This window comes from Antarctobacter heliothermus (assembly GCF_002237555.1).
In the GTDB taxonomy this organism is placed as follows: Bacteria; Pseudomonadota; Alphaproteobacteria; order Rhodobacterales; family Rhodobacteraceae; genus Antarctobacter; species Antarctobacter heliothermus_B.
This window is the reverse complement of the sequence record NZ_CP022540.1, coordinates 4,217,599-4,240,050: the sequence shown is the minus strand read 5'-3', so window position 1 is coordinate 4,240,050 and position 22,452 is coordinate 4,217,599. Positions and strand designations below refer to the sequence as shown.

The following is a 22,452-nucleotide window of genomic DNA, read 5'->3' as shown; positions in this document are numbered from 1 at the left end:
TTGTCGAGAATTTGGTTTCCAAGTAAACAATATTTGAGGAGCGAGTCAATCTCGAGGTGGCGCAGCACCCGGAGGCTTTGTCGCTTTTCCTCGCCTGCATTCCGGTATACCAAAATTGCAAACGGGGGCCCGAGGGGGCCGGGGAGGGACCATGACCGAACTGAAACTTGCTGCTGGATTGTCGCGGCTGGGCACTGAATCTGCCTTTGTCGTTCTGGCACGCGCTGGCAAATTGGCTGCAGAAGGCCACGACATCATCAACCTTGGCATCGGCCAGCCGGATTTCCAGACACCGACACATATCGTCGAGGCCGGGATCAAGGCGCTGCGCGACGGCCATCACGGCTATACCCCCGCCAACGGTCTGCCCGCGCTGCGGCAGGCGGTGGCCGCCGATCTGCACCGTAGGCATGGCGCCGAGGTGAACCCCGACAATGTGGTGGTGGTCCCGGGTGGCAAGCCGACCATGTTCTTTGCGGTGTTGATGTTCGGCGAACCGGGGGCAGAGATCATGTATCCCAACCCCGGTTTCCCGATCTACGAGAGCGTCATCAAGTATTCCGGCGCGACCCCGGTGCCGATTGCACTGAAGGAAGAAAACGGCTTTGCCTTCAACGCTGAAGAGGTCCTGGGCCAGATCACTGACAAAACGCGGTTGATCATCATCAACTCACCCGCCAACCCCACCGGAGGCGTGACCCCCAAGGCGGAGATCGACAAACTGGTTGCCGGTCTGGCGGATCATCCGCAGGTCGCGTTGATGTCGGATGAAATCTATTCCAACATGCTCTATGGCGGGCGCGAACACACCTCACTGCTGAACTACCCGGAAATCCGCGACCGGTTGATCATGCTGGACGGCTGGTCCAAGACCTATGCGATGACCGGCTGGCGGTTGGGCTATGCGGTCTGGCCGGACGCCTTGGTGGACCACGCCACGCGGCTGTGTATCAATGATCATTCCTGCGTCAACGCGGCGACGCAATACGCCGGGATCGCGGCACTGGAGGGTCCGCAGGACGCGGTGCGCGACATGGTTGCCGCCTTTGACGAACGGCGTCAGGTCATCGTGCGCGAACTTAACGCGCTGCCGGGGATACGCTGTGCCGATGCGGCGGGGGCGTTTTATGCGTTCCCGAACGTCGAAGGCACCGGCATGACCTCCAAGCAGGCAGAGACGCGGTTCCTGGAAGAGGCGGGCGTGGCGACGGTGGCGGGCACCTCTTTTGGCGCGTGGGGAGAGGGCTATCTGCGCTTTTCCTACGCCAATTCGACCGACAACATTCTGGAGGCGCTGTCGCGCATCCGCAAACTTCTGTGACGAAAGGCCGACCCATGAGCGATACGCATCTTCTGATCTGCGGCAATAGCTTTAACGACGTTGACCGTGACCGGCTGAGCACGGCCTACCCGGCCGTTTATGTGGATGCGCCTGCGGATATGGCGGCGCTGGAGTCGGGATTGCGCGCCAGCATGCGGGCGGTGGCCTTCAAGGGGCACACGCCCTTTGGGGCCGAGGCGATGGATCTTTTCCCGCAACTGGGTCTGATCGCCAACTACGGTGTTGGTTACGACGCCATCGATGTGGGCGCGGCCAGCGCGCGCGGCATCGCCGTAACCAATACGCCGGACGTGTTGTCCGATGATGTGGCCGATCTGGCGGTGGCGCTGATGATCACGCAGGCGCGGACGATGATCCGGGGCCATGCGCATGTCGCCTCTGGCCGCTGGGCGACGGAGGGGGAGATCCCGCTGAACCGCAAGGTGTCGGGCTCGACCGTGGGGATTGTCGGCCTTGGCCGCATCGGGCGTGAGATCGCGGATCGGCTGGCGGCGTTCAAGATGGACATCCATTATACTTCGCGCTCTGAAAAAGAGACGCCGGGCTGGACCTATCACAACGATGTGGTTTCGCTGGCGGGGGCGGTGGATTTCCTTGTCGTCGCGCTGGTCGGTGGGCCGGACACCAAGGGCCAAGTCAGCCGCGAGGCGATCGCGGCGCTCGGGCCGCGCGGCGTGGTGGTCAATATCTCGCGCGGGTCGACCATTGACGAGGGCGCGCTGCTGGATGCGTTGGAGGCGGGCAACATTGCGGGCGCGGCGCTGGACGTCTTCGAGAATGAGCCAAACCCCGATCCGCGTTTTCTCAAGCTGAGCAACGTGGTTCTGCAACCGCATCAGGGGTCGGGCACAGTCGAGACGCGCACCGCCATGGCAGAGTTGCAACTGGCGAATGTGGCGGCCTTTCTTGAGGGGCGGGATCTGCTGACGCAGGTGAACTGACCGGGTGTCGCGGGGGCGGGTCGAAAGCCCGCCGCCGGCTGGTGGCCCCGCTTCTCACAATCGTATCCGCCCGCACAGGCACATTTGTGGTAGTCTATCGCTGAACAGAACGCCCAGTGTGCAGACCTGCGCGCGGCTTTTCAGGGAGAAGACCCACCATGACCCAACGGACGACAGAGGGGCGCGGTCAGCGCTACGACAGTGTGCTGGACACCATCGGCAACACGCCGGTGATCCGCCTCAACCGGATCGCGCCCGACCATGTGACGGTCTACGTCAAGTTCGAGGCGTTCAATCCCGCCGGATCGGTCAAGGACCGGCTGGCGGTCAGCATCATCGAGGCGGCGGAACGCGACGGCAGCCTGAAACCCGGCCAAACGGTGGTCGAGGCCACATCGGGCAACACCGGCATCGGGCTGGCGATGGTTTGCGCTGCCAAGGGCTATCCGCTGGTGGTGACTATGGCCGAGAGCTTTTCGGTTGAGCGGCGGCGTCTGATGCGCTTTTTGGGGGCCAAGGTGGTGCTGACGCCCAAAGAGCTGAAAGGCTTTGGCATGTACTCCAAGGCCAAGGAACTGGCCGAAACAAATGGATGGTTTCTAGCCAGTCAGTTTGAAACCGCTGCCAATGCCGACGTCCACGAAAACACCACCGCGCGCGAAATCCTTGCCGATTTCGACGGCGACAGGCTGGACTACTTCGTGACCGGCTATGGCACCGGCGGCACGGTCACGGGCGTGGCGCGGGTGCTGCGCCAACAACGCCCGGACACAAGGATTATCCTGAGTGAACCTAGCGATGCACAGATTGTCGGGTCCGGCTATGTCAACACCCGCAACGCCGAGCATCAGCCAACCGAGGGTCACCCCAACTTCAAGCCGCATCCGATCCAGGGGTGGACCCCTGATTTCATCCCGCATGTGCTACAGGAAAGCATCGACAACGGGTATTACGATGAACTGTTGCCGGTCAGCGGGCCGGACAGTATCGCCTGGTCGCGGCGGCTGGCGGCCGAAGAGGGGATTTTTACCGGCATCTCTGGTGGGGCCAGCCTTGCCGTGGCAATGGACGTGGCGCAGCGCGCGCCTGAGGGATCGGTGCTGCTGGTGATGCTGCCCGACACCGGAGAACGCTATCTGTCGACACCGCTGTTCGAAGGCGTGGCAGAGGGTATGACGGAAGAGGAAATGGCGATTTCTCAATCGACGCCGACGGCCCAGATGGCGAAAAACTGACACGATTGGGGTTGCCGCTGCCCCCATGCGACCGCCCCCTTTCGCCCTCTCAGATGGAACCGGCCTCGACCATGAAATTGCTGGCTGAACACATGGCGCTGTCGTCAGAGGCCAGAAACAGCACCATCCGCGCAAGATAGACCGGCTCTATCAGGTCGGGCAGGCACTGGCGCTGGCGGTGTTTGTCGATGGCCTCGGGCGTGACCCACAGATCCTTTTGCCGCTCTGTCATGATCCAGCCCGGAACAACCGCGTTGATCCGGATGCTGTGGTCGCCCAGATCGCGCGCCATGGTGCGGGTCAGCCCATGCACGGCGGATTTGGCGGTGGTATAGGCTGGCATGCCGCCGCATGCCTCCCACCAGCTGTTTGACCCCATGTTGATGATCGACCCGCCGCCCGCCGCGATCATGCCGGGCGCCACTGTCTGGATGGCAAAGAACATGTGGCGGATGTTGGTTGCCATGCGTTCGTCCCAGTATTCGGGGGTGACGTCCTGCCAGTTGTGCCGGTCGTCGCGGGCGGCGTTGTTGACCAGAACGGTTGCGGGGCCAAGCCTGTCTGCCAGAGCGGCAAAGGCGGCTTGCAGGCTGTCGATGTCGCGCAGGTCGCAGTATTCAAAAGCGACCTCGCCGTCGGTATCGGCGGCCAGTGCCTCACCGGCCTCGCGGTTGAAATCGACAAAGCCGGTGCGCGCGCCTTGGGCTGCAAAGGCGCGTACCATCTCCTCGCCGATGCCCGAGGCGCCGCCGGTGATGAAAACTGTCTTGCCCTTGAGACTGGGATAGATCGCAAAGTCAGGCATTTGTGAGCTCCTGTAGGGTCGGGAAGGGCGCGCTGGCCCTGTTTGCAAACGGGTCGATCCTTGATGACGGATAACCGCTTGGTCGGGCTACTCGGCGGCCGAGCCGGGGACTCGGCTGATCGGATACATGTCCGGGGACGACAGACAGATGTCGGCGATCCCGGAAAGGACGGCCCATGTAGCGTCAGATGATTCAGCAGAGGATTGCAAGAGATCCGTGATGCGCCGTGCCCGTGACCCACGGTCAGAGCCTTGTCTTGGGTTGACTGACCGGACCAGCCGCGCCCCTACGCCCGTCAATGGTAGACTATCTGTCCAATAGGCGATTTGGACAAAGAAGACGCCGGAAAGGCGTTTTCGACCCTGCCGGGATAGCGCTATGGTCCGGGCAAAGCACAAGGGGGTGACATGGCAGGGATTGCCTACGTTGAAGGGCCGCGCGGCGATAGGCTGGCCTATGCCAAGACCGATGGAGCGGGGCCTTGTGTGGTGTTCCTGTCCGGGTATCGGTCCGACATGGGAGGCACCAAAGCGGTGCATCTGGAGGCATTGGCGGCCGCGCAGGGGCGCGCCTTTCTGCGGTTGGATTATTCCGGCCACGGACAATCAGGCGGTGTGTTCGAAGAGGGCTGTATCGGGGATTGGGCGGCGGACGCCGAGGCAGTGATTGCCCATGCGGCGCCGGGGCCGGTGGTGCTGGTCGGGTCGTCCATGGGCGGCTGGATCGCCGCGATTCTGGCCCGACGTCTGCCGCAGATCGTCGGGTTTGTCGGTATCGCCGCCGCGCCGGATTTCACCGAAGACGGGTTCTGGGCAGGTTTCTCCGAGGCTGAACGGCGGCAGGTCAAGGAAGAGGGGCTGATATTGCGGCCATCGGCCTATGAAGACCCCTACGTTGTGACCCGCAAGCTGATCGAGGATGGGCGCGCGCAGTTGGTTCTGCGCAGCCCTCTGGTGATGGGTTGGCCGGTGCGGCTGTTGCAAGGAACCGAGGACGAGGCGGTCAAGCGGGAAACCGCGCTGCGATTGCTGGATCACATTGACGGGCCGGATGTGCGTCTGACCTTGGTCAAGGGCGCGGACCATCGGTTTTCCACCCCGGAATGTCTGGTCCAGATCGAGGCCGCATTGACCGAGGTTCTGGGGTGAGGCGGATTTTCTTCGTAACCCATGCGGATGTGATCATGGACCCGGTTGTGCCGGTGACGGACTGGCAGTTATCGGCACGCGGCACCGCGCGTCACCGGGCCTTTGCCCGCGCCTGCCCGCCAGTGGGCAGCGTGTTTTCCAGTTTCGAACGCAAGGCGATGGACGGCGCGGACATTCTGGCCGAGGCGCAGGGACTGGTGGCACGGCGGGTGGCGTCGCTGCATGAAAATGACCGTTCTGCGACCGGCTATCTGCCGCCCGCAGAGTTCGAAGCCATGGCCGATGCTTTTTTTGCCCATCCCCGTGACAGCCAGCGTGGCTGGGAGCGGGCCATCGACGCGCAGGCGCGGGTGGTCATGACGCTGCGCCGTGTGGTGGCGGAGGCCCCATCGGGCGACATTGCGGTGGTGGCGCATGGTGGGATCGGGGCGCTGTTGCGGGCGCATTTGCGGGGCGTGGGGATCGATCGATCCCATGACCAGCCGGCCGGCGGGGGCGGTGGCCATCTGATGGTCGTGTCGTTGCCGGATTGGCGATTGCTGCAGGACTGGACCCGGATAGAGGATTTCGCGGAGGCGCAGGCATGAGCGTACTGCTGTGGGGTTTGGGCGCGCTGGCCGTCGCCGGTGGGGCCTTTGCCGCGTTTGCGCCGCGGGAGCCGGTCAAAACCGATCTATGCTTTGACGCGGATCAGTTGGACGGCGGCGTCGATGCGTGGCTGGCGGCGGCAGAGGCGCGGGTGCCGGGTATCCGCGCGGGCGCGGAGAAACGGGTGCTTTGGGCAGGCGCGCCAGAGGCACGGACCGACTGGGCGGTGGTCTACATCCACGGGTTTTCCGCCGCCCCGGATGAGATCCGGCCGGTGCCGGATCTGGTGGCGCAGGGATTGGCCGCGAATCTGGTGTTCACCCGGCTCAAGGGGCATGGTCGGGATGGTCCCGCCATGGCAGAGGCCACCGTCGCGGGCTGGATGGAGGATGTCGCAGAGGCGCTGGCCATCGGGCACCGCGTCGGGCGGCGGGTGCTGGTCATGGGCACCTCTACGGGGGCGACACTGGTGTCGCTGGCGCTGCACGAAAGGATGGGCGCGGATGTCGCGGGTGTTGTGCTGGTCTCTCCCAACTTCAGGGTGGCTGATCCCAAGGCGGCACTGATCACTTGGCCCGGCGCGCGCTGGTGGTTGCCGCTGTTGGCCGGACGCGAGATCGGGTTTGAGCCGCGCAGCGCGGCGCACGCGCGCCTGTGGACGACGCGCTATCCCAGTCTTGCGGTGCTGCCGATGGGGGCCGCGGTGCGTGCGGCAAGCGGACGACGGCATGAGGATGTGACCACGCCAGCGCTGTTTGTGTTCGATCCGGGCGATCAGATCGTCGACCATAGCGTCAGCCGAAAGATCGCAGCGCGCTGGGGCGGTCCGGCAGAGGTGCATACGGTCACATTGGGGCCAGAGGATGATCCCTCGCGGCATCTGGTGGCCGGTGAGGTGCTGTCGCCGCGTATGTCGGTCCCGGTGTCCGAGGTGGTGCTGGATTGGACGCGGCGTCTGTCAGTCAACGGAGGGTAACATGGACCAAAGAGTAAGCTTGATTACACTGGGGTGCCGCGACATGGCGCGCGCGCAGGCGTTTTATGAGGCGCTTGGCTGGCGGCGGGTCGACACGCCAGACGGTATTGTGGTTTTTGACCTCGTGGGGCAGGCGCTGGGTCTGTACCCGCTAAAGGATCTGGCGCGGGATATGGGCTGTGCGGCGGGCGATCTGGGTACCGAGGCGGCCACGCTGGCCTGCAACACGCGGACCCGAGAAGAGGTGGCCGAGGTGCTAACCGCCGCAAAGGCTGCGGGAGCCAAGATCCTGAAACCCGCGCATGATGTGTTCTGGGGTGGGCACATTGGATACTTCGCCGACCCCGAAGGTCACGTCTGGGAGGTGGCCTATAACCCGTTCTCTAAACTGGGACCGGACGGGGCGTTTCGCTGGGATGGCTATGCCTGAGGCACGGGGATGAGACGCCCGGGGTCCATGTGGTCACTGGAAACGCTAGGGCGCGCGCGCCTGTCGCGGCATTTCTGGATGCGCGAGTTCCTGCATTCGGAAATTGGAAACTTTCACGAAATCAGCAATATACCCGATGATCCTGATCTTGCACTGGAACGCGGTCGCGCCTTTGCCACCACGTTGCTGGACCCGCTGGAGGAAACTTTTGGCCGGATCTTTGTGCGGTCGGGGTATCGGTCGGTGCGGCTTAACGCCTTTGGCAATGCACACAAACTGAACTGCGCGCGGAACGACTATCCGCTGGAGTGCCATATCTGGGATCTGCCGGACCGGCCGGTGGCGGGGGCCTCCATCGTGATCCCGTGGTTTGCGGATCGCTATGCACAAGGCCGCGACTGGCGCGATCTGGCGTGGTGGCTGCATGATCATCTGGACTATTCCGACATTTGGTTCTTCCCAAAACTCTGCGCCTTTAACCTTGCGTGGCGACCCGTGCCGTTGCGACGGATCGACAGCTATATTGTGCCGAAAGGAACACTGTTGAAGGCAGGGGCCGACCCGGCTGAGACACGCGACCAGCGCGCGGCGCGCTACGCCGATTTCCCTCCCTTTCGGGGGATCGCCCTCCCGGCCTGAGCGGCGCTGGACACCCGCAAAGCGGGGGGCTAGCTTGCGGCTGATACAACCACAGAGTGAGGTTCCCAAGCGTTGACCCGTCGAGAGTGCACCCCCCAAGACCCTGACCGGGACGCCCCGTGATGGACGGTTTCGATCCCGAAGCCCGCGATTTCCCTGATTTCCTACTGGCTGCCACCAGCGACATCTGGGAGGGACGCGGCCTCACGTCACGGGTGCAGGCGCACTATCACCCAGAGGTCATCCTGCGCGGGGCCGAGGGCATCCAGTTCGGCGCGCGCGCCTTGGCAGAGGATGCCATGGCGACGCTGGTCAGCCTGCCGGACCGGCAGTTGCTGGGCGAGGATGTGATCTGGTCCGGTCATGCGCGGGTAGGGATGTTGGGCTCTCAGCGGATCCTGACGCGGGCGACTCATACCGGGGACGGGGCGCTGGGGCCTGCCACCGGGCGGACGCTGTTGTACCGTGAGATTGTCGACAGCTACGCCAAGCGCGATCAGATCAGTGATGTCTGGCGGGTGACGGACACTGGCGCGGTGCTACGCCAGCTGGGACAGACGGCAGAGGAATGGGCGCGCGCCCATCTGCCCGATCTTGACCCCGACAGCCAGCCCTTTACCCCCCGTGTCGATGTAACGGGGCCGTACACCGGACTGGGCAACACGGATCAGTGGGGCGAGGGGTTTGCCACCCTTGTGACCCGGATGATGGAGGGCGACCTGTCGGTGATCCCCGACCAGTATGACCGCGCCTGCCACTTGTTTTATCCCGGCGGGGTAGAGGCGCATGGCGTTGAGGCAGCAGACCGGTTCTGGCTGAGCCTGCGGGCGGCGATGCCCTCTGCCCGGTTTGAAGTACACCACCGTATCGGCATGGAAGAGCCGCTGATGCCCGCGCGTGCCGCGCTGCGCTGGTCCCTGAAGGGCCGTCACGAGGGATGGGGCGCGTTTGGTCGGCCCTCTGGAGCGGATCTGTATGTCATGGGGATCAGCCATGCAGAGTTCGGCCCCCGGGGACTGCGCCGCGAATGGACCCTGTATGATGAGGCCGCCGTCTGGACGCAGATCGTGGCACAGACCGGATGAGCAACTGGGAGGTCTATCAGCGGCAGGCCGATGCCTATGCCGCATCGCGCAACACCTCCTTGTTTGAACGTCCCTGGCTGGACCGTGTTCTGGCGGACGTGCCCAAGGGCGGCGCAGTGCTGGATCTTGGCTGTGGCGCGGGCGCGCCGATTGGCGTGTTCCTGTCTGACGCGGGATATGATGTGACTGGGGTGGACTATGCGCCCGCAATGTTGGCGCTGTATGCCCAACGACTGCCGAAGGCGCGGGTGATCGAGGCGGACATGCGGTCGCTGTCGCTGGATCGGCAGTTTGATGCGATCATCGGCTGGGGCAGCTTCTTTCACCTGACCCAAGAGGCGCAGCGCGCCGCTTTGCCGACAATCGCGGGGCATCTGGCCCCGGGGGGACGTCTGCTGTTGACGGTTGGTCCGGGTGCCGGAGAAGTCTGGGGCACGGTGGCGGGAGAGCGTGTCTATCACGCCTCCCTGTCACCTGAAGACTACGCCGAGATCCTGACAACCGCAGGTGCCCCGGTAGAGGCGATTGTGCCCGAAGATCCCGAGGCCCATGGCCACACGCTGTTGATGGCCCGTCGTGCAGTCTGATCTGCCGCGATTCTTTGGATAGCCCTTTGGTTGTGTTCGTTCTTGAACGACGGACAGGGCTTAGAGAAATTCCGTCTAAGTGCCTGACAAGAAAAAACGAACCTGGATCTTCTATATCCGGCGTTGACCAGTGGCACAGGATGAGGGGCGCTTGTGCCGGATTATTGGGGCTAGGCAATCGATCAAATGCGTGCGGCGGCGTCCATGGCGCTTTCGGCAGAGACATGTGTCGGCAATTTCAATGTGCGACCGGGGGATTCACCGTTGGCGATTGCCGAAACGCATTTCCGGGATGCCAGCCAGTGGACGCTGATCTTTTACGCCAATGAGGACAGGCTACGGTCGAGCGTGTTTCAGGTCTCACCCGGCGATGCGCTGAACTTGCCCTGTCAGGAGGGCGGATGTGTGCGCCGACGCCACTCCGCTGCGGCAGGGGCCGGAACATAACGAGATGAAACTGATAACCGGATCAAACTATGCGCCGTTCACCGTCCAAGAATGGCCGGGGCTGGGTTCGGGTTTTGCCTATGACAGGACGCGGATGTGATTGGCAAGAGGCTGTGCCGATCGAAGGGCTATTTCATCTATGAACTGGACCGCCCGAGGCGTGAGTGGCTGAGCCGGGGATTGATCACACTGGTGCAGGCGGACGATCCGCAGGCGTACTAATCGCGAATAGATGGCGGGACGGGGGGATGCGGTGACCGTCAACGTGTTTTTGGGATCGGATCAAGTTCAACTGACGGCTTGCCGGGGACGACAGCGCCGGGAACGACAGACGGCGCTTGATCCGGCCTTTGGCCGGAACATCGCCCCGCCCGCCGTCCCCGGCCCCTGCGCCCACTTTCGCCTGTCGCGCCATCTGTTAGGGTGCCGCAAGACAGCAGCGGTGTGCGGAGTGAGCGAAGTGGCAGGCAAAGTGGTTGTCGGGTCTGGGATTGTCCGATCGCATGAGTGAAACGGTTGTCTTTCTGCCAGATCAGATGTGCGATGCCCGCTTGTTTGGGCCGCAAATCGCCGATCTGTCGCGCGATCAGGCGGTGATGACCGCGCCAATCACCCAAGGCGATCGCATCGAGGAAATCGCCTCATCCTTGCTGGACCTGGCGCCGACGCGGTTTGCGCTGGTCGGGCACGGGATGGGCGGGATTGTCGCGATGGAGGTCTATCGCCGCGCGCCCGAGCGGGTGACACGGCTGGCGCTGGTCGGCACGACGCCGCTGGCCGAGACGCCGCAGGTGGCGGCCTTGCGCGATCCGCAGATGATACGCGTCCGTGCGGGGCGTTTCGAAGAAGTGCTGGCCGAAACCTTTGCACAAGGTGATCTTGCACCCGGACCGCATCGGCGTGAGGTTCTGGCGCTGGTTTTGGACATGGCGCGCGGATTGGGCACAGAGGTCTTTGTCCGCCAGTCGCGTGCCCTGCAACGGCGGCGCGACCAGCAGGGCACCCTGCGGCGGATCAACGTGCCGACGCTGATCTTGTGCGGCGCGGTGGACACGTTGTATCCGGTCAAGCGCCACAGCTTCATGGCCGAGATGATCCCCAAGGCGGACCTGCGGGTGATCGACGACGCGGGCCGCATGCCGACGCTGGAACAGCCCGAGGCGGTGACGCTGGCCCTGCGCGACTGGCTGGCGCAACCCTTGCTCTTGCGCTGAACCGGGGCATTGCCTAAGGGACACGGGCGCGGAGGGCCGGACGGCCGCTTGTGGAGACATGAGAGGAAAGTCCGGACTCACCAAAGCACCGGTGCCGGGTAACGCCCGGGCAGGGCAACCTGACGGAAAGCGCCACAGAAAACAGACCGCCCGTTCGTTCGCGTTCGGGACAGGGTGAAAAGGTGGGGTAAGAGCCCACCGGGGGGCTGGCAACAGCGCCCGCATGGCAAGCCCCACCGGGGAGCAATGCCGAATAGGGATCACGCGCACCTTCGGGTGCAGGGCCGCTTTGGCCTTGGTGATCCGGGTTGGCAGCTAGAGCCGCGTGGCAACGCGCGGTCCAGAGGAATGGTCGTCTGAGGGCCGGGAAACCGGCCCAAGAACAGAATCCGGCTTACAGGCCCTCCGCGCAAATTCAGGCCCCGAACGGAGTCGGCCCGGCCATGGTCAAGAAGTGGTTGACTCGGGGCGTCCAAGAGGTAAAAGGCGGGCTTCATACGGATTTCACGCGCGGGCTCCCGCGTGTTGCAGGAGAAGACCCATGGCGAAGCCGACCACAATCAAGATCCGCCTGAACTCCACCGCGGGCACGGGCCACTTTTATGTGACCAAGAAGAACGCTCGGACTATGACCGAGAAGATGTCCATCAAAAAGTACGACCCCGTCGTGCGAAAGCATGTGGAATACAAAGAAGGCAAGATCAAGTAAGCCATTACGGCTGAACGCGTTTTCGGGGCCGTGCAGGATTGATCCTGCACGGCTCTTTGCGTTTTGCTGCGGGTGACTGAGACGGTGACTGGGCCGATTACGACTCGGACGCTGCGCGCGCCGGAGGAGGCTTCGCACGGAAGGAGACGGTTTTCGGGCGCAGACGGCGGACATTTCAGGCACCCACTTGACCGCCAGTGACATCAGTCCCCGGTGCCTGTGCGTCGCCGCCGTTTCGGCGAGTTAACACGGTGCGGTAGGTCTTGCTACTCGGGCAGGGGGTCCGCAGGCGCGCCATTTAGATGTGTCCAACGACGCTCATCGCTGGTGCGTTCGATTAATTGTACACGGTCCTCACCGGGATAGTGGACACGGTCGCGTGGGGCGCGTGTGCCCACCACCAAAATCCGCGCCGGTGCGTCCGAGCGATTGACAAAGTTGTGCGCGGTTTCCGTTCCGGCAACGAATGTCGCGGCGGACCCGGCAGAGATCACCTCTTCGTGGTCGCCTTCGATCAGGGTCAGGGTCCCCTCCAGCACATAGACCATCTCATCCTCCGATTCGTGCCAGTGGGGGTAAGACGAACTGGCACCGGGCGACAGAATCTCCACCCGCGCGCCAAATTGCGTCAGGCTGCCCGAGTCGCTGAACAAGAGTGATTCATAGCGTCCCAGCGTCCCATCGCCGGATTTTCGCTGCACGGTATCTTCGGTAATGATCGGCATGTTGTCTCCCACGGCCCCCCAAGGCCCAACACGAAAAAAGGGCCGGTCAAACGACCGGCCCTTTCCCTATAGCACGAAAATTGCTTTGCGTTACTCTGACTGACCCATGAACATCAGCAGAAACTGGAACATGTTCAGAAAGCTGATGTAAAGGCTCAGCGCGCCGTCATAGGCGGCCTTGTCCAGCCATTCCTGATCGCCATGTGCCGCGTGTGCCACATAGGTGTTCTTGATGTCCTGCGTGTAGAAGGCGGTGAGGCCGGCAAAGATCAGCACACCGATCGCCGAAATCGCCATCATCATAATGCCAGACTGCAGGAACAGGTTGATAACCATCGCCACCAACAGACCGATGACGCCCATCATCAGGAAAGTGCCCATGCCACTGAGGTCACGCTTGGTCGCATACCCGTAAAGCGACAGGCCACCAAAGGCGATTGCCGTCACCAAAAAGGTCTGAACGATGGAAAACGATGTAAAGACCAGAAAGATCCAGCTTATCGAGACGCCCATAGCTGCGGCAAAGGCAAAGAAGCCTAGCTGCACCGTGGCCGCAGAGCCGCGCCGCATCAAAGCGCCCCAACCAAAGAGGATAAAGGCCAGCGGGGCGAACATGACTACCCATTTCAACGGCGTGGTATACAGCAACTCACCCAGACCGGTGAGGAACTGTCCGTCGCGCAAGGCAACTGTCGCGCCAGACGGATCCGACGTTACGGCCAGACCCGCAATCGCCCAAGCCGCGGCGGCGGTGATCAGCATGCCCACGGACATAGTGCCGTAGACCTTGTTCATGTGGGCGCGCAGCCCCTCGTCAATCTGAGCAGTGCGTGCGCCGGAGACGCCAGCTGCCCGGACCGTTTGATAATCTGCCATTTAAGCCTCCGAATAATCCCTGATGGTCCCTCGGACGACGCACGCGCGCGCCCGGAGTTGTGATAGATATTGGCGGAACGGGGCCGATTTTCAAGAACTTCACGTCCATTTGGCAGCAATAGTTGTGCGTTATTGTCACCAATGGTGTTCTGGCTCTATCCAATGCGCCGGCGCGTCCCAGCGTGGCTGGTCCTCTGGGCGTGCTTTTGCAGGGGCGCCAACGCGCGAAGGGACCAGGTTGACCCGCATTTTGCTGCCCAGACGGAACAGGAATGCGGGAAATAGCGGGTCTGAGGTGCGGATCATGATGGGGTCCTTCACAAAGGTTGATGGTTTGTCTCTGTGCCATGTTCGACATTGATCAATGTGGCGATCCGTGGTTGATTTGGAAAACGAATGTATGTGACGAAACCCATCACGAGGAGTGATGTATGCGGAATCTGGATCTGACCACGCTGCGCTCTTTTGCGGCGGTGGCGCAGTCGGGCGGGGTGACTCGGGCGGCCGGCTTTCTCAACCTGACGCAATCGGCGGTCTCGATGCAGATCAAGCGGCTGGAAGAGATGCTGGATCAACAATTGCTTGACCGCACAGGGCGCGGCGTGACGCTGACCCCGGCGGGGGCGCAGCTGCTGACCTATGCGCAAAAGATGGTTGAGTTGAACGATGAGGCCTATGGGCGGCTGACCGACAAGGGGTGGGAGGGCGAAATCCGTCTCGGTGTTCCGGTGGACATCGTCTATCCGGCGATTCCGCAGGTGTTGCAGCGCATGGGGCGCACCCATCCGCGGGTCAAAATCCAGTTGGTCAGCTCATTCACACGGGTGTTGAAGGCGCAGTTTGCCCGTGGCGAAATGGATGTGATCATGACCACGGAAACCGGGGTGGAGGCCGGGGGTGAGACACTGCTAGAGGTGCCGATGCGCTGGTTCGGGGCACCGAACGGGCAGGCCGTGCGACTGCGGCCCCTGCGCATCGCCTTTGCCCGGACCTGCGGGTTTCGCGAGGAAACCATGCGCAGGCTGGACGCGGCGGGGTTGGACTGGGAGCTGGCGGTGGATTCGGACAGCGAAACCACCATCGACGCCACTGTCAGCGCCGATTTGGCGGTAACTGCGCGGCTAGAGGGACATTCCGCCTCTTATCTCATCCCCATTGATGGCTGTGGGCTGCCGGAACTCGGGATGCAGAAAATCAACCTATATGTCGGTAGCGGTCAGCCTGCCATCACCCATGCGCTTAGCGATGAGATCCGGCAGAGCATGTCCGCGCTGGCCTGACAGTCACACGCCCACGTCGGGGCCGTGGCACAGCATCGGCTTGTCGTCTTGCAGGGCCTCATACAGCACTGTGCTGGCGGGATCGTTTTCAAACACTGCGCGCAGCCCGGACCCTTCTTTGAAAAAGCTCCAGCATTGCGGATCGGGATTGTCCTCATAGACAAAGCAGATCTGGCTGGCTTCTTCATACCAAAAGCCCTCCTTGCATTTTCCGTCCAGAAAGGACCAGGTCACTTGCCGGTCAGGCAGGTATTTCTCGACCCCGTATGCCTCTCCGTTGAGGCCGAAATACAGGGTCTTTCCGGTCACATAGCGTTCAAATTCAGAGGCCGACATCGGCTCTGCCGCCAGCGCGGGCAGAGCGGTAAGGCAGGACAGGGCAAGGGCGAAAATGTGTTTCATACGGCACAAATTGCCAGAATGCGGCTGCGCCCGGAAGTGGGGTATTCATGAATGGTTAACCGTAAGCGGGCTCTGGCCGGTACCGTGCCTCCGCCCATTTGCGGGCGCGTGGGTCCATGATCCTGCGCCAAAGCGGCGGGATCAGGGCGATGACCGCCATGGTGGGCAGGGAATAGGGCAGGATTGGCATGGTTTGGCGTTCAATCTCCAGCCCCGGATAGGGCTGTCCGGGGCGGACATGGTGATCGGAATGGCGCGGCGCATTGAGCATCAGGGCAGAAGTGAAACTGTGCGGCGCGTTCCAGCTATGCTGTGGGCCAACCGGCTCTGCCTTGCCGGGGGCGATTTCGCGACGCTGCAACCCGTAGTGCTGGACATAGTCGGACAACAACAGTTGCGCCTGCGCATAGGCCGATATGGCGATCAGGGCCACCACACCTTTGAGGCCGGCCAGCATCAGGGCAAGGGTAAGAGACGCAGTCGCGCCAAACAGATAGCCCACATAGGGGTGTAGCCCGGCCCCCCGGCGCAGCCGCGATTCGGCGCGGTAGCCTGCGCGAAAGGCACCAACCCAGGCCCGCAGGGCAAAGGCATAAAAGCTTTCCCCGGGACGCGCAGAATTTGGATCGCGGGGGGTCGCGGCGTGAACATGGTGTACCCGCACATGGGCCGAGGCATGATGCCCGAACAGGATAGAGGCATAGACCGCGACACCCAGCCGCCGCAGGCTACGAGCTCCGCGATGGATCAACTCATGCGCATTAGAGTTGCCTACTTGGCCGATGAACAGGGAAAGAGCGATAAAAGTCAAAGCCTTGTCCAGCGTCGTTGCATCGCCCTGCGCCAGAAACCACACGCCGCCGAACAACAGAGGAAAATGCACCAGCGCAAGTGTGATGGCCAACCCATCTCCTGCGGGAAACTCTTGCCCCGGATGATCCGGGGCGGCGAGGGCCGACAACCGGTCCATGAACCAGGCGAACAGGGTTACATAGGCCAGCGCAAGCGCGGGGAACGGCGCGCCGATCAACATTGCCGCGGCGAGAAGTAAGATTAGTCCATGCGTAGCCAAGATAAACCGTTGCATGAATGCTCCCATATGGCCCGGAGTTTAACATATCGGAACTTTCCGTTCCTGATGCGACGAAACCGGGCGTTTTTCTAGGCGCGGCGACGCGGGAATGTGTCGCTTTTCGGTCTCTGCGCCCGGCGGAACGGATATATGCTGCGCCACAGGCAAGGGAGTTATTCATGGCACTCGACGAACGCAAAGGCGTCTGGAAATCGGGCAAGGGCAAGGGGCGGGTCACGCCCAAGGGCCGCCAGGTCGAGGATCAGGCCTGGGAAGAGGTCAAGGCGCTGCTGGGCGAACGGGCGCGCGACCGCGATCAACTGATCGAATTCCTGCATTTGATTCAGGACGCTTACGGTCACCTGTCGGCTGCGCATCTGCGGGCCTTGGCCGAAGAGATGCGTCTGTCGATGGCCGAAGTCTATGAAGTCGCGAGCTTCTACGCCCATTTCGACATCGTCAAAGAGGGGGAAACCCCGCCGCCCGCCTTGACCATCCGTGTCTGCGACTCACTCTCGTGTGAGCTGGCTGGGTCCGAACAACTGCGCGCCGCACTGGAAGAGGGCATGGACCCGGCGGAGGTCCGTGTTGTGCGCGCACCGTGCATGGGGCGCTGCGATACCGCACCGGTGCTGGAACTGGGCCACAACCACATCGACCATGCCACCGTGGACAAGGTGCGCGCCGCGGTCTCTGCCGGTGATACGCACGCACATATACCGGAATATCAAGGGTTTGACGCCTACTCCTCAGATGGTGGCTATGCCGTCTTGAAAGACCTGCGGGCAAATGGCGACTGGGAGGTTGTGCAGGAAACTGTGCTGTCCTCTGGCCTGCGCGGGTTGGGCGGCGCGGGCTTCCCCTCGGGGCGCAAATGGGGTTTTGTCCGCGCCAACCCCGGACCGCGCTATCTGGCGGTGAATGGCGACGAAGGAGAACCGGGAACCTTCAAAGATCGCTTTCACTTGGAACGGGAACCTCATGTTTTTCTTGAGGGAATGTTGATCGCCGCATGGGCGGTAGAAGCAGATCGCTGCTACATTTACATGCGCGACGAATACCCGGCCCTGCTGGAGATCCTGCGCATCGAGATTGCCAAGATCGAAGCCGCGGGCGTTGTCGAAAAAGGCTATATCGACCTGAGACGCGGCGCGGGTGCCTATATCTGCGGCGAAGAGAGCGCGATGATCGAATCGATTGAGGGCAAGCGCGGTATGCCCCGCCATCGGCCGCCTTTTGTTGCGCAGGTCGGTCTGTTTGACCGTCCGACGCTGGTCCACAATATCGAGACGCTGTTCTGGGTTGCCAAGATCTGCCGAGAAGGGCCAGAAATCCTGTCTGGAGTGGAAAAGAACGGCCGCAAAGGGCTGCGGTCCTACTCTGTATCCGGTCGCGTGGCGCAGCCGGGTGTGCATCTTTTGCCAGCCGGGTCGACCATCCTTGACGTGATCGAGGCGGCGGGCGGCATGGCCGAGGGGCACACCTTGAAAGCCTATCAGCCGGGCGGACCGTCATCTGGCCTGTTGCCCGCGTCTATGGACGACATCCCACTGGATTTCGATACATTGCAACCCCACGGCACCTTCATCGGATCGGCGGCGGTTGTCGTGTTGTCCGACAAGGACAGCGCCCGCGATGCTGCACTGAATATGTTGCGGTTCTTTGAGGACGAAAGCTGTGGCCAGTGTACGCCGTGCCGGGTGGGCTGCGAAAAAGCGGTCAAGCTGATGAGCGCCGAACGCTGGAACCAGCCGTTGCTTGAGGAACTCTGCGTGGCCATGGCAGATGCCTCGATCTGCGGTTTGGGGCAGGCGGCGCCAAACCCGATCCGCATGACCATCAAGCATTTCCCTGATGAGGTCTGATCCGGGCGGCAGATCGCATTTTGTCTAGAAAACTTGTCCACAGCCGCTTGTGGACAAGTTTTTGGCTGGATTTGGTCAAGCGAAACACTCTGCGTGAGGCGTGGTAGGCGCGATGTTGTCGGCCGCTGGCCCTTCCTTTGCTGCAAGCTGCCTTCCATTGCAGGCTCAGGCGTATTAGGTGGAGGAAACCGCAGCATCAGGCGACCCTCATGTCCTTTTTCGGCAAGCTCAAGAACCGGTTGATGAAATCCTCGTCCAAACTGGACGAGGGACTCGACGCTATTGTTCAGGACGGGGGCGAGGACGCCGCTTCGGAGGTCGAGGCCGCGACGAACCAGTCCCCGCCTCCATCTCCCCCGGCATCCCAGGCCCCTCCGGCATCTGACAGACCGCCGGAACTGGCAAAGTCGGCGGCAAGCCCTCAGGAACTGTCGCATGCCCCTCACCCCGCTGAGCCCCCGAAAGCCGAGCCTGCGAAACCGCAAGGTGGTCTGCTTGGGCGGCTGCTGGGGCGTCAGGCCGAAAGCGCGCCAGTGGCGCGTCGGGTGCTGGACGATGACATGTTGGAACAACTCGAGGAACTGCTGATTGCCTCGGACATGGGCGTGGACACGGCCTTGCGCGTGACCGCCAACATCGCCGAAGGTCGGTTTGGCAAGCGGCTGTCGGTCATAGAAATCAAGCAAGCGCTTGCCGCCGAGATTGCCCGCGTGATGGACCCGGTCGCGCGTCCGCTGCCTTTGTATTCAAAGAAGCCGCAGGTTGTGCTTGTTGTCGGGGTGAACGGGTCGGGCAAGACCACGACCATCGGCAAGCTGGCCAGCCAGTTCAAGGCGGCGGGCAAGAAGGTGGTCATTGCTGCGGGTGACACATTCCGCGCCGCCGCGGTCGAGCAGTTGCAGGTCTGGGGCGAACGCGCAGGCGTGCCGGTCCTGACCGCGCCCGAAGGCAGTGACCCGGCCAGTCTGGCGTTCGATGCCATGACGAAGGCGCAGGCCGAGGGCGCTGACCTGCTGTTGATTGATACCGCCGGTCGGTTACAAAACCGCGCCGACCTGATGGAAGAACTGTCCAAAATTGTCCGCGTGATCCGTAAGAAAGACCCCGACGCCCCGCACAACACCTTGCTGGTGTTGGACGCGACCACCGGACAAAATGCGCTCAGTCAGGTCGAGACGTTTCGCAAGCTGGCCGATGTCACGGGTCTGGTGATGACAAAGCTGGACGGCACGGCGCGCGGTGGTGTGCTGGTGGCGCTGGCGGACAAGTTTGGTCTGCCGATCCACGCCATCGGTGTGGGGGAGCAGATCGACGATCTTGCGCCCTTTGACCCTGAGGAATTTGCCGCCGCCCTCACCGGGCTGGCCGTGGAATGAGCAGTCTAGCGACCGCGCGCCAGCACTTCGACCCATTTGAGCAGGGCCAGAACCATGACAACCATCGCGGTTGCCATTGCAGCCAAGGTGATACGACCGGCACCGCAGCCCAGCCCCACGGCACCGGCAAGCCAGAGCGAGGCGCCGGTGGTGATGTTGCGCACCTCGCCCTGCGCGGTAACGATCAGGCCGGCGGCCAAAAAGGCAACGCCTGCGGTCACCGCCTCGATCATGCGCAGGGGGTCATTGCGTTGTTGACCGGCGTCGCCAAAGCTCAGCGCGCTCAACTCTTGCCCGATGATGACAAAAAGGCAGGCGGCCACGGCCACCAGAATATGCGTCCGCAACCCGGCAGGTTTGCTGCGCCACTCCCGTTCGATGCCGATCACCGCGCCCAGAAGAAGCGCGCAACTCAGCCGGAAGAATGCGGCCCAGGCCGGGACAGCGGAAAAGTCGCCTTGGATTTCATTCAACAGGCTTTCAAACATCACAGACTCTTTCAGCGGCTCACAAGGTCAACGTGCTGGGGAAAGCCGGGTTCCCTGTCGGATGTGCCCCGGTGAGCGATTGGCTGATCACACTTGAAGGCACCGAAGCAGGACATCAGGCGGCGCTGATGCTGGCCCTGCTGGCGGCCTTTTTGCACGCGGTCTTTGGCGCGCTGCAAAAAGGACGGCACGATCCATGGGTGTCGCGCGTGGCGATCGACGGATGGCTGGTCGTGCTGACCTTTCCGATGATTTTTCTGGTGCCCTGGCCGGAACCACATATGTGGCCGCTTTTTGCGGGCATGGTTGTGATCCACTTTGGCTACAAATACCTGCAAGCCATGGCGTATATGAGGGGGGCCTACACGGTGGTCTACCCGGTGGTGCGTGGCACCGGACCCTTGTTTGCCGTCATCGGTGCCTGGCTGATCTTCGGCGAGACATTTACCGCTGTGCAGTGGATGGGCTTGGGCGTTTTGCTGGCGGGTATCTTTGGCCTGGCGGTCTACAACCTGATCTTTTTGCAGACCGCGCGCGAGACTCTGGTCCCGGCACTGGGATACGCGCTGGCGACGGGTCTGTTTGTGGCGTTCTACACCACCTATGACGCTTATGGCATCCGCGCGACGGCGAACCCGTTCACCTTTCTGGCGTGGTTCTTTTTCCTCGCCTCGCTGGACTTTCCTCTGATGATGCTGGTGACGCCGATGCGGCAGCGACTGGCAGGTGTGCCGCTGAAACCGCTGCTGACGCGGGGGCTGGCCGGGGCTTTGATCGCCTATGGCAGCTTTGGGTCGGTGATGCTGGCCACCCGGCTGGATAAGGTTGGCGAGGCGGCGGTGCTGCGCGAGACCTCGACAGTGTTTGCTGCTGTCATCGGCTGGTTGGTGCTGCGGGAAACGGTGGGGCCACGGCGGATTGCGCTGATGACCCTGATCGCGGCGGGGGCGGTGATTGTTGAGCTTGGTGGCTGAAGCCCCTAAGGGAGGCTGAAACAGGATGGAGACGCGCGGCATGGAAAAACGGCAGGTCAACCCGATGGTCAAGACGGCGCTGGAGTTCGGCCCGATCCTGGCGTTCTTCGTGGCCTACTTGTGGCTCAAGGACCGAACTTTTGTCATCGGGGGCACCGAGTACGAGGGGTTCATTGTGGTCACGGCGGGGTTCATCCCGGTCTTTCTGCTGGCCATGGGCGCGCTGTGGTGGCTGACCGGACATCTGAGCCGGATGCAGTTGGTCACAGCGGTGTTGATCGTGGTTTTCGGCGGGTTGAGCGTCTGGTTGAACGACGACCGCTTTTTCAAGATGAAGCCGACGCTGATCTATCTGCTGTTCGGTGGTGCCTTGGCTATCGGACTGATGCGCGGTGAAAGCTGGCTGCAATTGGTGATGGAGGGGTTGATCCCGCTCAAGCATGAGGGCTGGATGATCCTGACGCGGCGGGTGATGGTGCTGTTCTTGAGCCTTGCGGTTCTGAACGAAGTGATCTGGCGCACGATGAGCACGGACACATGGGTTTATTTCAAGACTTTCGGGCTGACAGCGGCGGTGTTCCTGTTTTTTCTGTTTCAGGGGGGGCTGTTCAAGGAACACGGCAGCGAGGAAACGGACAGCGAGTGAAGCTGGACAGGTTACCTCGTTGATGTGGGGCGGGGCGTCGTACGGGACTCGTTGCGGCCCTACGGGTCGCAACATCGCCCGCCCGCCGACCCAGTGGGCACGCCTGACGGCGCGTTTGCCGCTTCGCCATCCACCCGTGAACGGGCTGGCGGCGTTAACTGCCCCGGTCAATCCGTGTGCTGAGGTGGATCAGGCTTTCTGAGGCTTTGACGCCTTTGGCCTCACCGATGGTGTCCAGTGTGTGATCAAGCGCCTCTGTTGTGTCGGCGCTGAGCGTCGCGATCATGTCAAATCGGCCAGATGTGGTGTGGACGGTTTCGACAGCTGTCAGCGACTTCAGGCGCGACAGCACGGCGGCGGTGGCGCGCGGTTCAACAGAAATCAGCACCGTGGCGCGCAGGGCCGGGTGCAGGCCGGGCCCACGTTTCAGGGTGTAGCCAGCGATAGCGCCCTGTGCCTCCAGCCGGTCCAGCCGCGCTTGAACGGTCGTGCGCGCCAGACCAAGACGGCGCGCCAAATCGGCCACTGGCAGGCGGGCGTTTTCTGACAAGCTTGCGATTAGGGCGCGATCTGTTTCGTCTATTTGCATGGTTGTCTTGTC

At 62.4% G+C, this 22,452-nt stretch carries 26 protein-coding genes and 1 other RNA gene; 20 read left to right on the top strand and 7 right to left on the bottom strand.

What is annotated here, in order from left to right:
- Window positions 1-151 precede the first annotated feature (151 nt).
- From ANTHELSMS3_RS20140 to cysK, 3 genes are all read left to right on the top strand, one after another.
- Window positions 152-1,321: a pyridoxal phosphate-dependent aminotransferase gene (locus ANTHELSMS3_RS20140; protein WP_094036427.1), complete on the top strand. Its 1,170-nt coding sequence runs from the start codon at window positions 152-154 to the stop codon at window positions 1,319-1,321.
- 14 nt (window positions 1,322-1,335) lie between these two features.
- Entirely contained in the window at window positions 1,336-2,283 is a 948-nt protein-coding gene (locus ANTHELSMS3_RS20135) for a 2-hydroxyacid dehydrogenase (protein ID WP_094036426.1), read from the top strand.
- Between the two features lie 158 nt (window positions 2,284-2,441).
- A complete protein-coding gene (cysK, locus tag ANTHELSMS3_RS20130; protein ID WP_094036425.1) occupies window positions 2,442-3,518 on the top strand; it encodes a cysteine synthase A in 1,077 nt (358 codons plus the stop codon).
- A gap of 49 nt (window positions 3,519-3,567) precedes the next feature.
- Here the strand turns inward: cysK and ANTHELSMS3_RS20125 are convergent, their stop codons facing one another.
- Window positions 3,568-4,323: an SDR family NAD(P)-dependent oxidoreductase gene (locus ANTHELSMS3_RS20125; protein ID WP_094036424.1), complete on the bottom strand. Its 756-nt coding sequence runs from the start codon at window positions 4,321-4,323 to the stop codon at window positions 3,568-3,570.
- A 408-nt stretch (window positions 4,324-4,731) separates the two neighbouring features.
- On the opposite strand from ANTHELSMS3_RS20125, the gene ANTHELSMS3_RS20120 reads away from it, so the two are divergent.
- The 12 genes from ANTHELSMS3_RS20120 (at window position 4,732) to rpmG (ending at window position 12,147) form a co-directional block, all read left to right on the top strand.
- Window positions 4,732-5,472 carry an alpha/beta hydrolase gene (locus ANTHELSMS3_RS20120; protein WP_094036423.1) on the top strand — a complete coding sequence of 247 codons (741 nt, stop codon included), beginning with the start codon at window positions 4,732-4,734 and terminating at the stop codon, window positions 5,470-5,472.
- Between the two features lie 35 nt (window positions 5,473-5,507).
- Complete coding sequence (locus tag ANTHELSMS3_RS20115; RefSeq protein ID WP_254694793.1) at window positions 5,508-6,059, top strand: histidine phosphatase family protein; 552 nt, start codon at window positions 5,508-5,510, stop codon at window positions 6,057-6,059.
- Window positions 6,056-7,036 (top strand): alpha/beta hydrolase, encoded by a 981-nt coding sequence (locus ANTHELSMS3_RS20110; RefSeq protein ID WP_094036422.1) that lies wholly within the window; start codon window positions 6,056-6,058, stop codon window positions 7,034-7,036. Before ANTHELSMS3_RS20115 ends, ANTHELSMS3_RS20110 begins: the two co-directional genes overlap by 4 nt.
- A gap of 1 nt (window position 7,037) precedes the next feature.
- A complete protein-coding gene (locus ANTHELSMS3_RS20105; RefSeq protein WP_094036421.1) occupies window positions 7,038-7,466 on the top strand; it encodes a VOC family protein in 429 nt (142 codons plus the stop codon).
- Between the two features lie 27 nt (window positions 7,467-7,493).
- Window positions 7,494-8,105, top strand: a complete 612-nt coding sequence (locus ANTHELSMS3_RS20100; RefSeq protein ID WP_094036420.1) for a hypothetical protein — start codon at window positions 7,494-7,496, stop codon at window positions 8,103-8,105.
- 122 nt (window positions 8,106-8,227) lie between these two features.
- Window positions 8,228-9,190: a nuclear transport factor 2 family protein gene (locus tag ANTHELSMS3_RS20095; RefSeq protein WP_094036419.1), complete on the top strand. Its 963-nt coding sequence runs from the start codon at window positions 8,228-8,230 to the stop codon at window positions 9,188-9,190.
- A complete protein-coding gene (locus ANTHELSMS3_RS20090) occupies window positions 9,187-9,777 on the top strand; it encodes a class I SAM-dependent methyltransferase (protein ID WP_094036418.1) in 591 nt (196 codons plus the stop codon). Before ANTHELSMS3_RS20095 ends, ANTHELSMS3_RS20090 begins: the two co-directional genes overlap by 4 nt.
- A gap of 204 nt (window positions 9,778-9,981) precedes the next feature.
- Complete coding sequence (locus ANTHELSMS3_RS20085) at window positions 9,982-10,224, top strand: LysM peptidoglycan-binding domain-containing protein (RefSeq protein WP_157733592.1); 243 nt, start codon at window positions 9,982-9,984, stop codon at window positions 10,222-10,224.
- Window positions 10,225-10,320: 96 nt separating this feature from the next.
- Window positions 10,321-10,446 carry a hypothetical protein gene (locus ANTHELSMS3_RS26405; protein ID WP_302630580.1) on the top strand — a complete coding sequence of 42 codons (126 nt, stop codon included), beginning with the start codon at window positions 10,321-10,323 and terminating at the stop codon, window positions 10,444-10,446.
- Window positions 10,447-10,727: 281 nt separating this feature from the next.
- Window positions 10,728-11,438: an alpha/beta fold hydrolase gene (locus ANTHELSMS3_RS20080; RefSeq protein ID WP_094036416.1), complete on the top strand. Its 711-nt coding sequence runs from the start codon at window positions 10,728-10,730 to the stop codon at window positions 11,436-11,438.
- A 28-nt stretch (window positions 11,439-11,466) separates the two neighbouring features.
- Window positions 11,467-11,851: RNase P RNA component class A (gene rnpB / locus ANTHELSMS3_RS20075), an RNA gene on the top strand.
- A gap of 128 nt (window positions 11,852-11,979) precedes the next feature.
- On the top strand, window positions 11,980-12,147 hold the full coding sequence (rpmG, locus tag ANTHELSMS3_RS20070) for a 50S ribosomal protein L33 (protein WP_089276079.1): 168 nt from the start codon (window positions 11,980-11,982) through the stop codon (window positions 12,145-12,147).
- 266 nt (window positions 12,148-12,413) lie between these two features.
- Here rpmG and ANTHELSMS3_RS20065 read toward each other — a convergent pair whose 3' ends face one another.
- The gene (locus ANTHELSMS3_RS20065; RefSeq protein ID WP_094036415.1) at window positions 12,414-12,872 is read right to left on the bottom strand and encodes a cupin domain-containing protein; all 459 of its coding nucleotides are present in this window, start codon (window positions 12,870-12,872) and stop codon (window positions 12,414-12,416) included.
- A 90-nt stretch (window positions 12,873-12,962) separates the two neighbouring features.
- Window positions 12,963-13,748: a Bax inhibitor-1/YccA family protein gene (locus ANTHELSMS3_RS20060; RefSeq protein WP_094036414.1), complete on the bottom strand. Its 786-nt coding sequence runs from the start codon at window positions 13,746-13,748 to the stop codon at window positions 12,963-12,965.
- A gap of 431 nt (window positions 13,749-14,179) precedes the next feature.
- On the opposite strand from ANTHELSMS3_RS20060, the gene ANTHELSMS3_RS20050 reads away from it, so the two are divergent.
- A complete protein-coding gene (locus ANTHELSMS3_RS20050; protein ID WP_094036412.1) occupies window positions 14,180-15,028 on the top strand; it encodes a LysR family transcriptional regulator in 849 nt (282 codons plus the stop codon).
- A 3-nt stretch (window positions 15,029-15,031) separates the two neighbouring features.
- Here the strand turns inward: ANTHELSMS3_RS20050 and ANTHELSMS3_RS20045 are convergent, their stop codons facing one another.
- Complete coding sequence (locus ANTHELSMS3_RS20045; RefSeq protein WP_094036411.1) at window positions 15,032-15,430, bottom strand: hypothetical protein; 399 nt, start codon at window positions 15,428-15,430, stop codon at window positions 15,032-15,034.
- 55 nt (window positions 15,431-15,485) lie between these two features.
- Complete coding sequence (locus ANTHELSMS3_RS20040) at window positions 15,486-16,517, bottom strand: alkane 1-monooxygenase (protein ID WP_094036410.1); 1,032 nt, start codon at window positions 16,515-16,517, stop codon at window positions 15,486-15,488.
- A gap of 164 nt (window positions 16,518-16,681) precedes the next feature.
- Between ANTHELSMS3_RS20040 and ANTHELSMS3_RS20035 the strand changes: the two genes are divergently transcribed.
- Together ANTHELSMS3_RS20035 and ftsY are read left to right on the top strand one after the other, a co-directional pair.
- Window positions 16,682-18,367: an NAD(P)H-dependent oxidoreductase subunit E gene (locus tag ANTHELSMS3_RS20035; protein ID WP_094036409.1), complete on the top strand. Its 1,686-nt coding sequence runs from the start codon at window positions 16,682-16,684 to the stop codon at window positions 18,365-18,367.
- Window positions 18,368-18,576: 209 nt separating this feature from the next.
- The gene (gene ftsY, locus ANTHELSMS3_RS20030) at window positions 18,577-19,743 is read left to right on the top strand and encodes a signal recognition particle-docking protein FtsY (RefSeq protein WP_094036408.1); all 1,167 of its coding nucleotides are present in this window, start codon (window positions 18,577-18,579) and stop codon (window positions 19,741-19,743) included.
- 5 nt (window positions 19,744-19,748) lie between these two features.
- On the opposite strand, the gene ANTHELSMS3_RS20025 is transcribed toward ftsY, so the two are convergent.
- Window positions 19,749-20,231 carry an MgtC/SapB family protein gene (locus tag ANTHELSMS3_RS20025; RefSeq protein ID WP_094036407.1) on the bottom strand — a complete coding sequence of 161 codons (483 nt, stop codon included), beginning with the start codon at window positions 20,229-20,231 and terminating at the stop codon, window positions 19,749-19,751.
- A gap of 71 nt (window positions 20,232-20,302) precedes the next feature.
- On the opposite strand from ANTHELSMS3_RS20025, the gene ANTHELSMS3_RS20020 reads away from it, so the two are divergent.
- Both ANTHELSMS3_RS20020 and ANTHELSMS3_RS20015 read left to right on the top strand, forming a co-directional pair.
- Window positions 20,303-21,205, top strand: coding sequence for an EamA family transporter (locus tag ANTHELSMS3_RS20020; RefSeq protein WP_094036406.1), 903 nt, complete (start codon window positions 20,303-20,305; stop codon window positions 21,203-21,205).
- A 40-nt stretch (window positions 21,206-21,245) separates the two neighbouring features.
- Window positions 21,246-21,851, top strand: coding sequence for an inner membrane-spanning protein YciB (locus ANTHELSMS3_RS20015; protein WP_094037262.1), 606 nt, complete (start codon window positions 21,246-21,248; stop codon window positions 21,849-21,851).
- A gap of 154 nt (window positions 21,852-22,005) precedes the next feature.
- Here ANTHELSMS3_RS20015 and ANTHELSMS3_RS20010 read toward each other — a convergent pair whose 3' ends face one another.
- The gene (locus ANTHELSMS3_RS20010) at window positions 22,006-22,440 is read right to left on the bottom strand and encodes an Lrp/AsnC family transcriptional regulator (protein WP_094036405.1); all 435 of its coding nucleotides are present in this window, start codon (window positions 22,438-22,440) and stop codon (window positions 22,006-22,008) included.
- Window positions 22,441-22,452 lie beyond the last annotated feature (12 nt).

What these genes read in the sequence shown, in the direction of transcription:
- ANTHELSMS3_RS20095 (WP_094036419.1), top strand. Translation starts at nt 8,228, where the DNA reads ATGGACGGTTTCGATCCCGAAGCCCGCGATTTCCCTGATTTCCTACTG.
- ANTHELSMS3_RS20045 (WP_094036411.1), bottom strand. Translation starts at nt 15,430, where the DNA reads ATGAAACACATTTTCGCCCTTGCCCTGTCCTGCCTTACCGCTCTGCCC.
- ANTHELSMS3_RS20010 (WP_094036405.1), bottom strand. Translation starts at nt 22,440, where the DNA reads ATGCAAATAGACGAAACAGATCGCGCCCTAATCGCAAGCTTGTCAGAA.
- ANTHELSMS3_RS20105 (WP_094036421.1), top strand. Translation starts at nt 7,038, where the DNA reads ATGGACCAAAGAGTAAGCTTGATTACACTGGGGTGCCGCGACATGGCG.
- ANTHELSMS3_RS20140 (WP_094036427.1), top strand. Translation starts at nt 152, where the DNA reads ATGACCGAACTGAAACTTGCTGCTGGATTGTCGCGGCTGGGCACTGAA.
- ANTHELSMS3_RS20080 (WP_094036416.1), top strand. Translation starts at nt 10,728, where the DNA reads ATGAGTGAAACGGTTGTCTTTCTGCCAGATCAGATGTGCGATGCCCGC.
- ANTHELSMS3_RS20125 (WP_094036424.1), bottom strand. Translation starts at nt 4,323, where the DNA reads ATGCCTGACTTTGCGATCTATCCCAGTCTCAAGGGCAAGACAGTTTTC.
- ANTHELSMS3_RS20035 (WP_094036409.1), top strand. Translation starts at nt 16,682, where the DNA reads ATGGCACTCGACGAACGCAAAGGCGTCTGGAAATCGGGCAAGGGCAAG.
- ANTHELSMS3_RS20100 (WP_094036420.1), top strand. Translation starts at nt 7,494, where the DNA reads ATGTGGTCACTGGAAACGCTAGGGCGCGCGCGCCTGTCGCGGCATTTC.
- ANTHELSMS3_RS20040 (WP_094036410.1), bottom strand. Translation starts at nt 16,517, where the DNA reads ATGCAACGGTTTATCTTGGCTACGCATGGACTAATCTTACTTCTCGCC.
- ANTHELSMS3_RS20115 (WP_254694793.1), top strand. Translation starts at nt 5,508, where the DNA reads ATGGACCCGGTTGTGCCGGTGACGGACTGGCAGTTATCGGCACGCGGC.
- ANTHELSMS3_RS20050 (WP_094036412.1), top strand. Translation starts at nt 14,180, where the DNA reads ATGCGGAATCTGGATCTGACCACGCTGCGCTCTTTTGCGGCGGTGGCG.
- cysK (WP_094036425.1), top strand. Translation starts at nt 2,442, where the DNA reads ATGACCCAACGGACGACAGAGGGGCGCGGTCAGCGCTACGACAGTGTG.
- ANTHELSMS3_RS20015 (WP_094037262.1), top strand. Translation starts at nt 21,246, where the DNA reads ATGGAAAAACGGCAGGTCAACCCGATGGTCAAGACGGCGCTGGAGTTC.
- ANTHELSMS3_RS20025 (WP_094036407.1), bottom strand. Translation starts at nt 20,231, where the DNA reads ATGTTTGAAAGCCTGTTGAATGAAATCCAAGGCGACTTTTCCGCTGTC.
- ANTHELSMS3_RS20085 (WP_157733592.1), top strand. Translation starts at nt 9,982, where the DNA reads ATGGCGCTTTCGGCAGAGACATGTGTCGGCAATTTCAATGTGCGACCG.
- ANTHELSMS3_RS20120 (WP_094036423.1), top strand. Translation starts at nt 4,732, where the DNA reads ATGGCAGGGATTGCCTACGTTGAAGGGCCGCGCGGCGATAGGCTGGCC.
- ANTHELSMS3_RS20135 (WP_094036426.1), top strand. Translation starts at nt 1,336, where the DNA reads ATGAGCGATACGCATCTTCTGATCTGCGGCAATAGCTTTAACGACGTT.
- rpmG (WP_089276079.1), top strand. Translation starts at nt 11,980, where the DNA reads ATGGCGAAGCCGACCACAATCAAGATCCGCCTGAACTCCACCGCGGGC.
- ANTHELSMS3_RS20060 (WP_094036414.1), bottom strand. Translation starts at nt 13,748, where the DNA reads ATGGCAGATTATCAAACGGTCCGGGCAGCTGGCGTCTCCGGCGCACGC.
- ftsY (WP_094036408.1), top strand. Translation starts at nt 18,577, where the DNA reads ATGTCCTTTTTCGGCAAGCTCAAGAACCGGTTGATGAAATCCTCGTCC.
- ANTHELSMS3_RS20065 (WP_094036415.1), bottom strand. Translation starts at nt 12,872, where the DNA reads ATGCCGATCATTACCGAAGATACCGTGCAGCGAAAATCCGGCGATGGG.
- ANTHELSMS3_RS20090 (WP_094036418.1), top strand. Translation starts at nt 9,187, where the DNA reads ATGAGCAACTGGGAGGTCTATCAGCGGCAGGCCGATGCCTATGCCGCA.
- ANTHELSMS3_RS20110 (WP_094036422.1), top strand. Translation starts at nt 6,056, where the DNA reads ATGAGCGTACTGCTGTGGGGTTTGGGCGCGCTGGCCGTCGCCGGTGGG.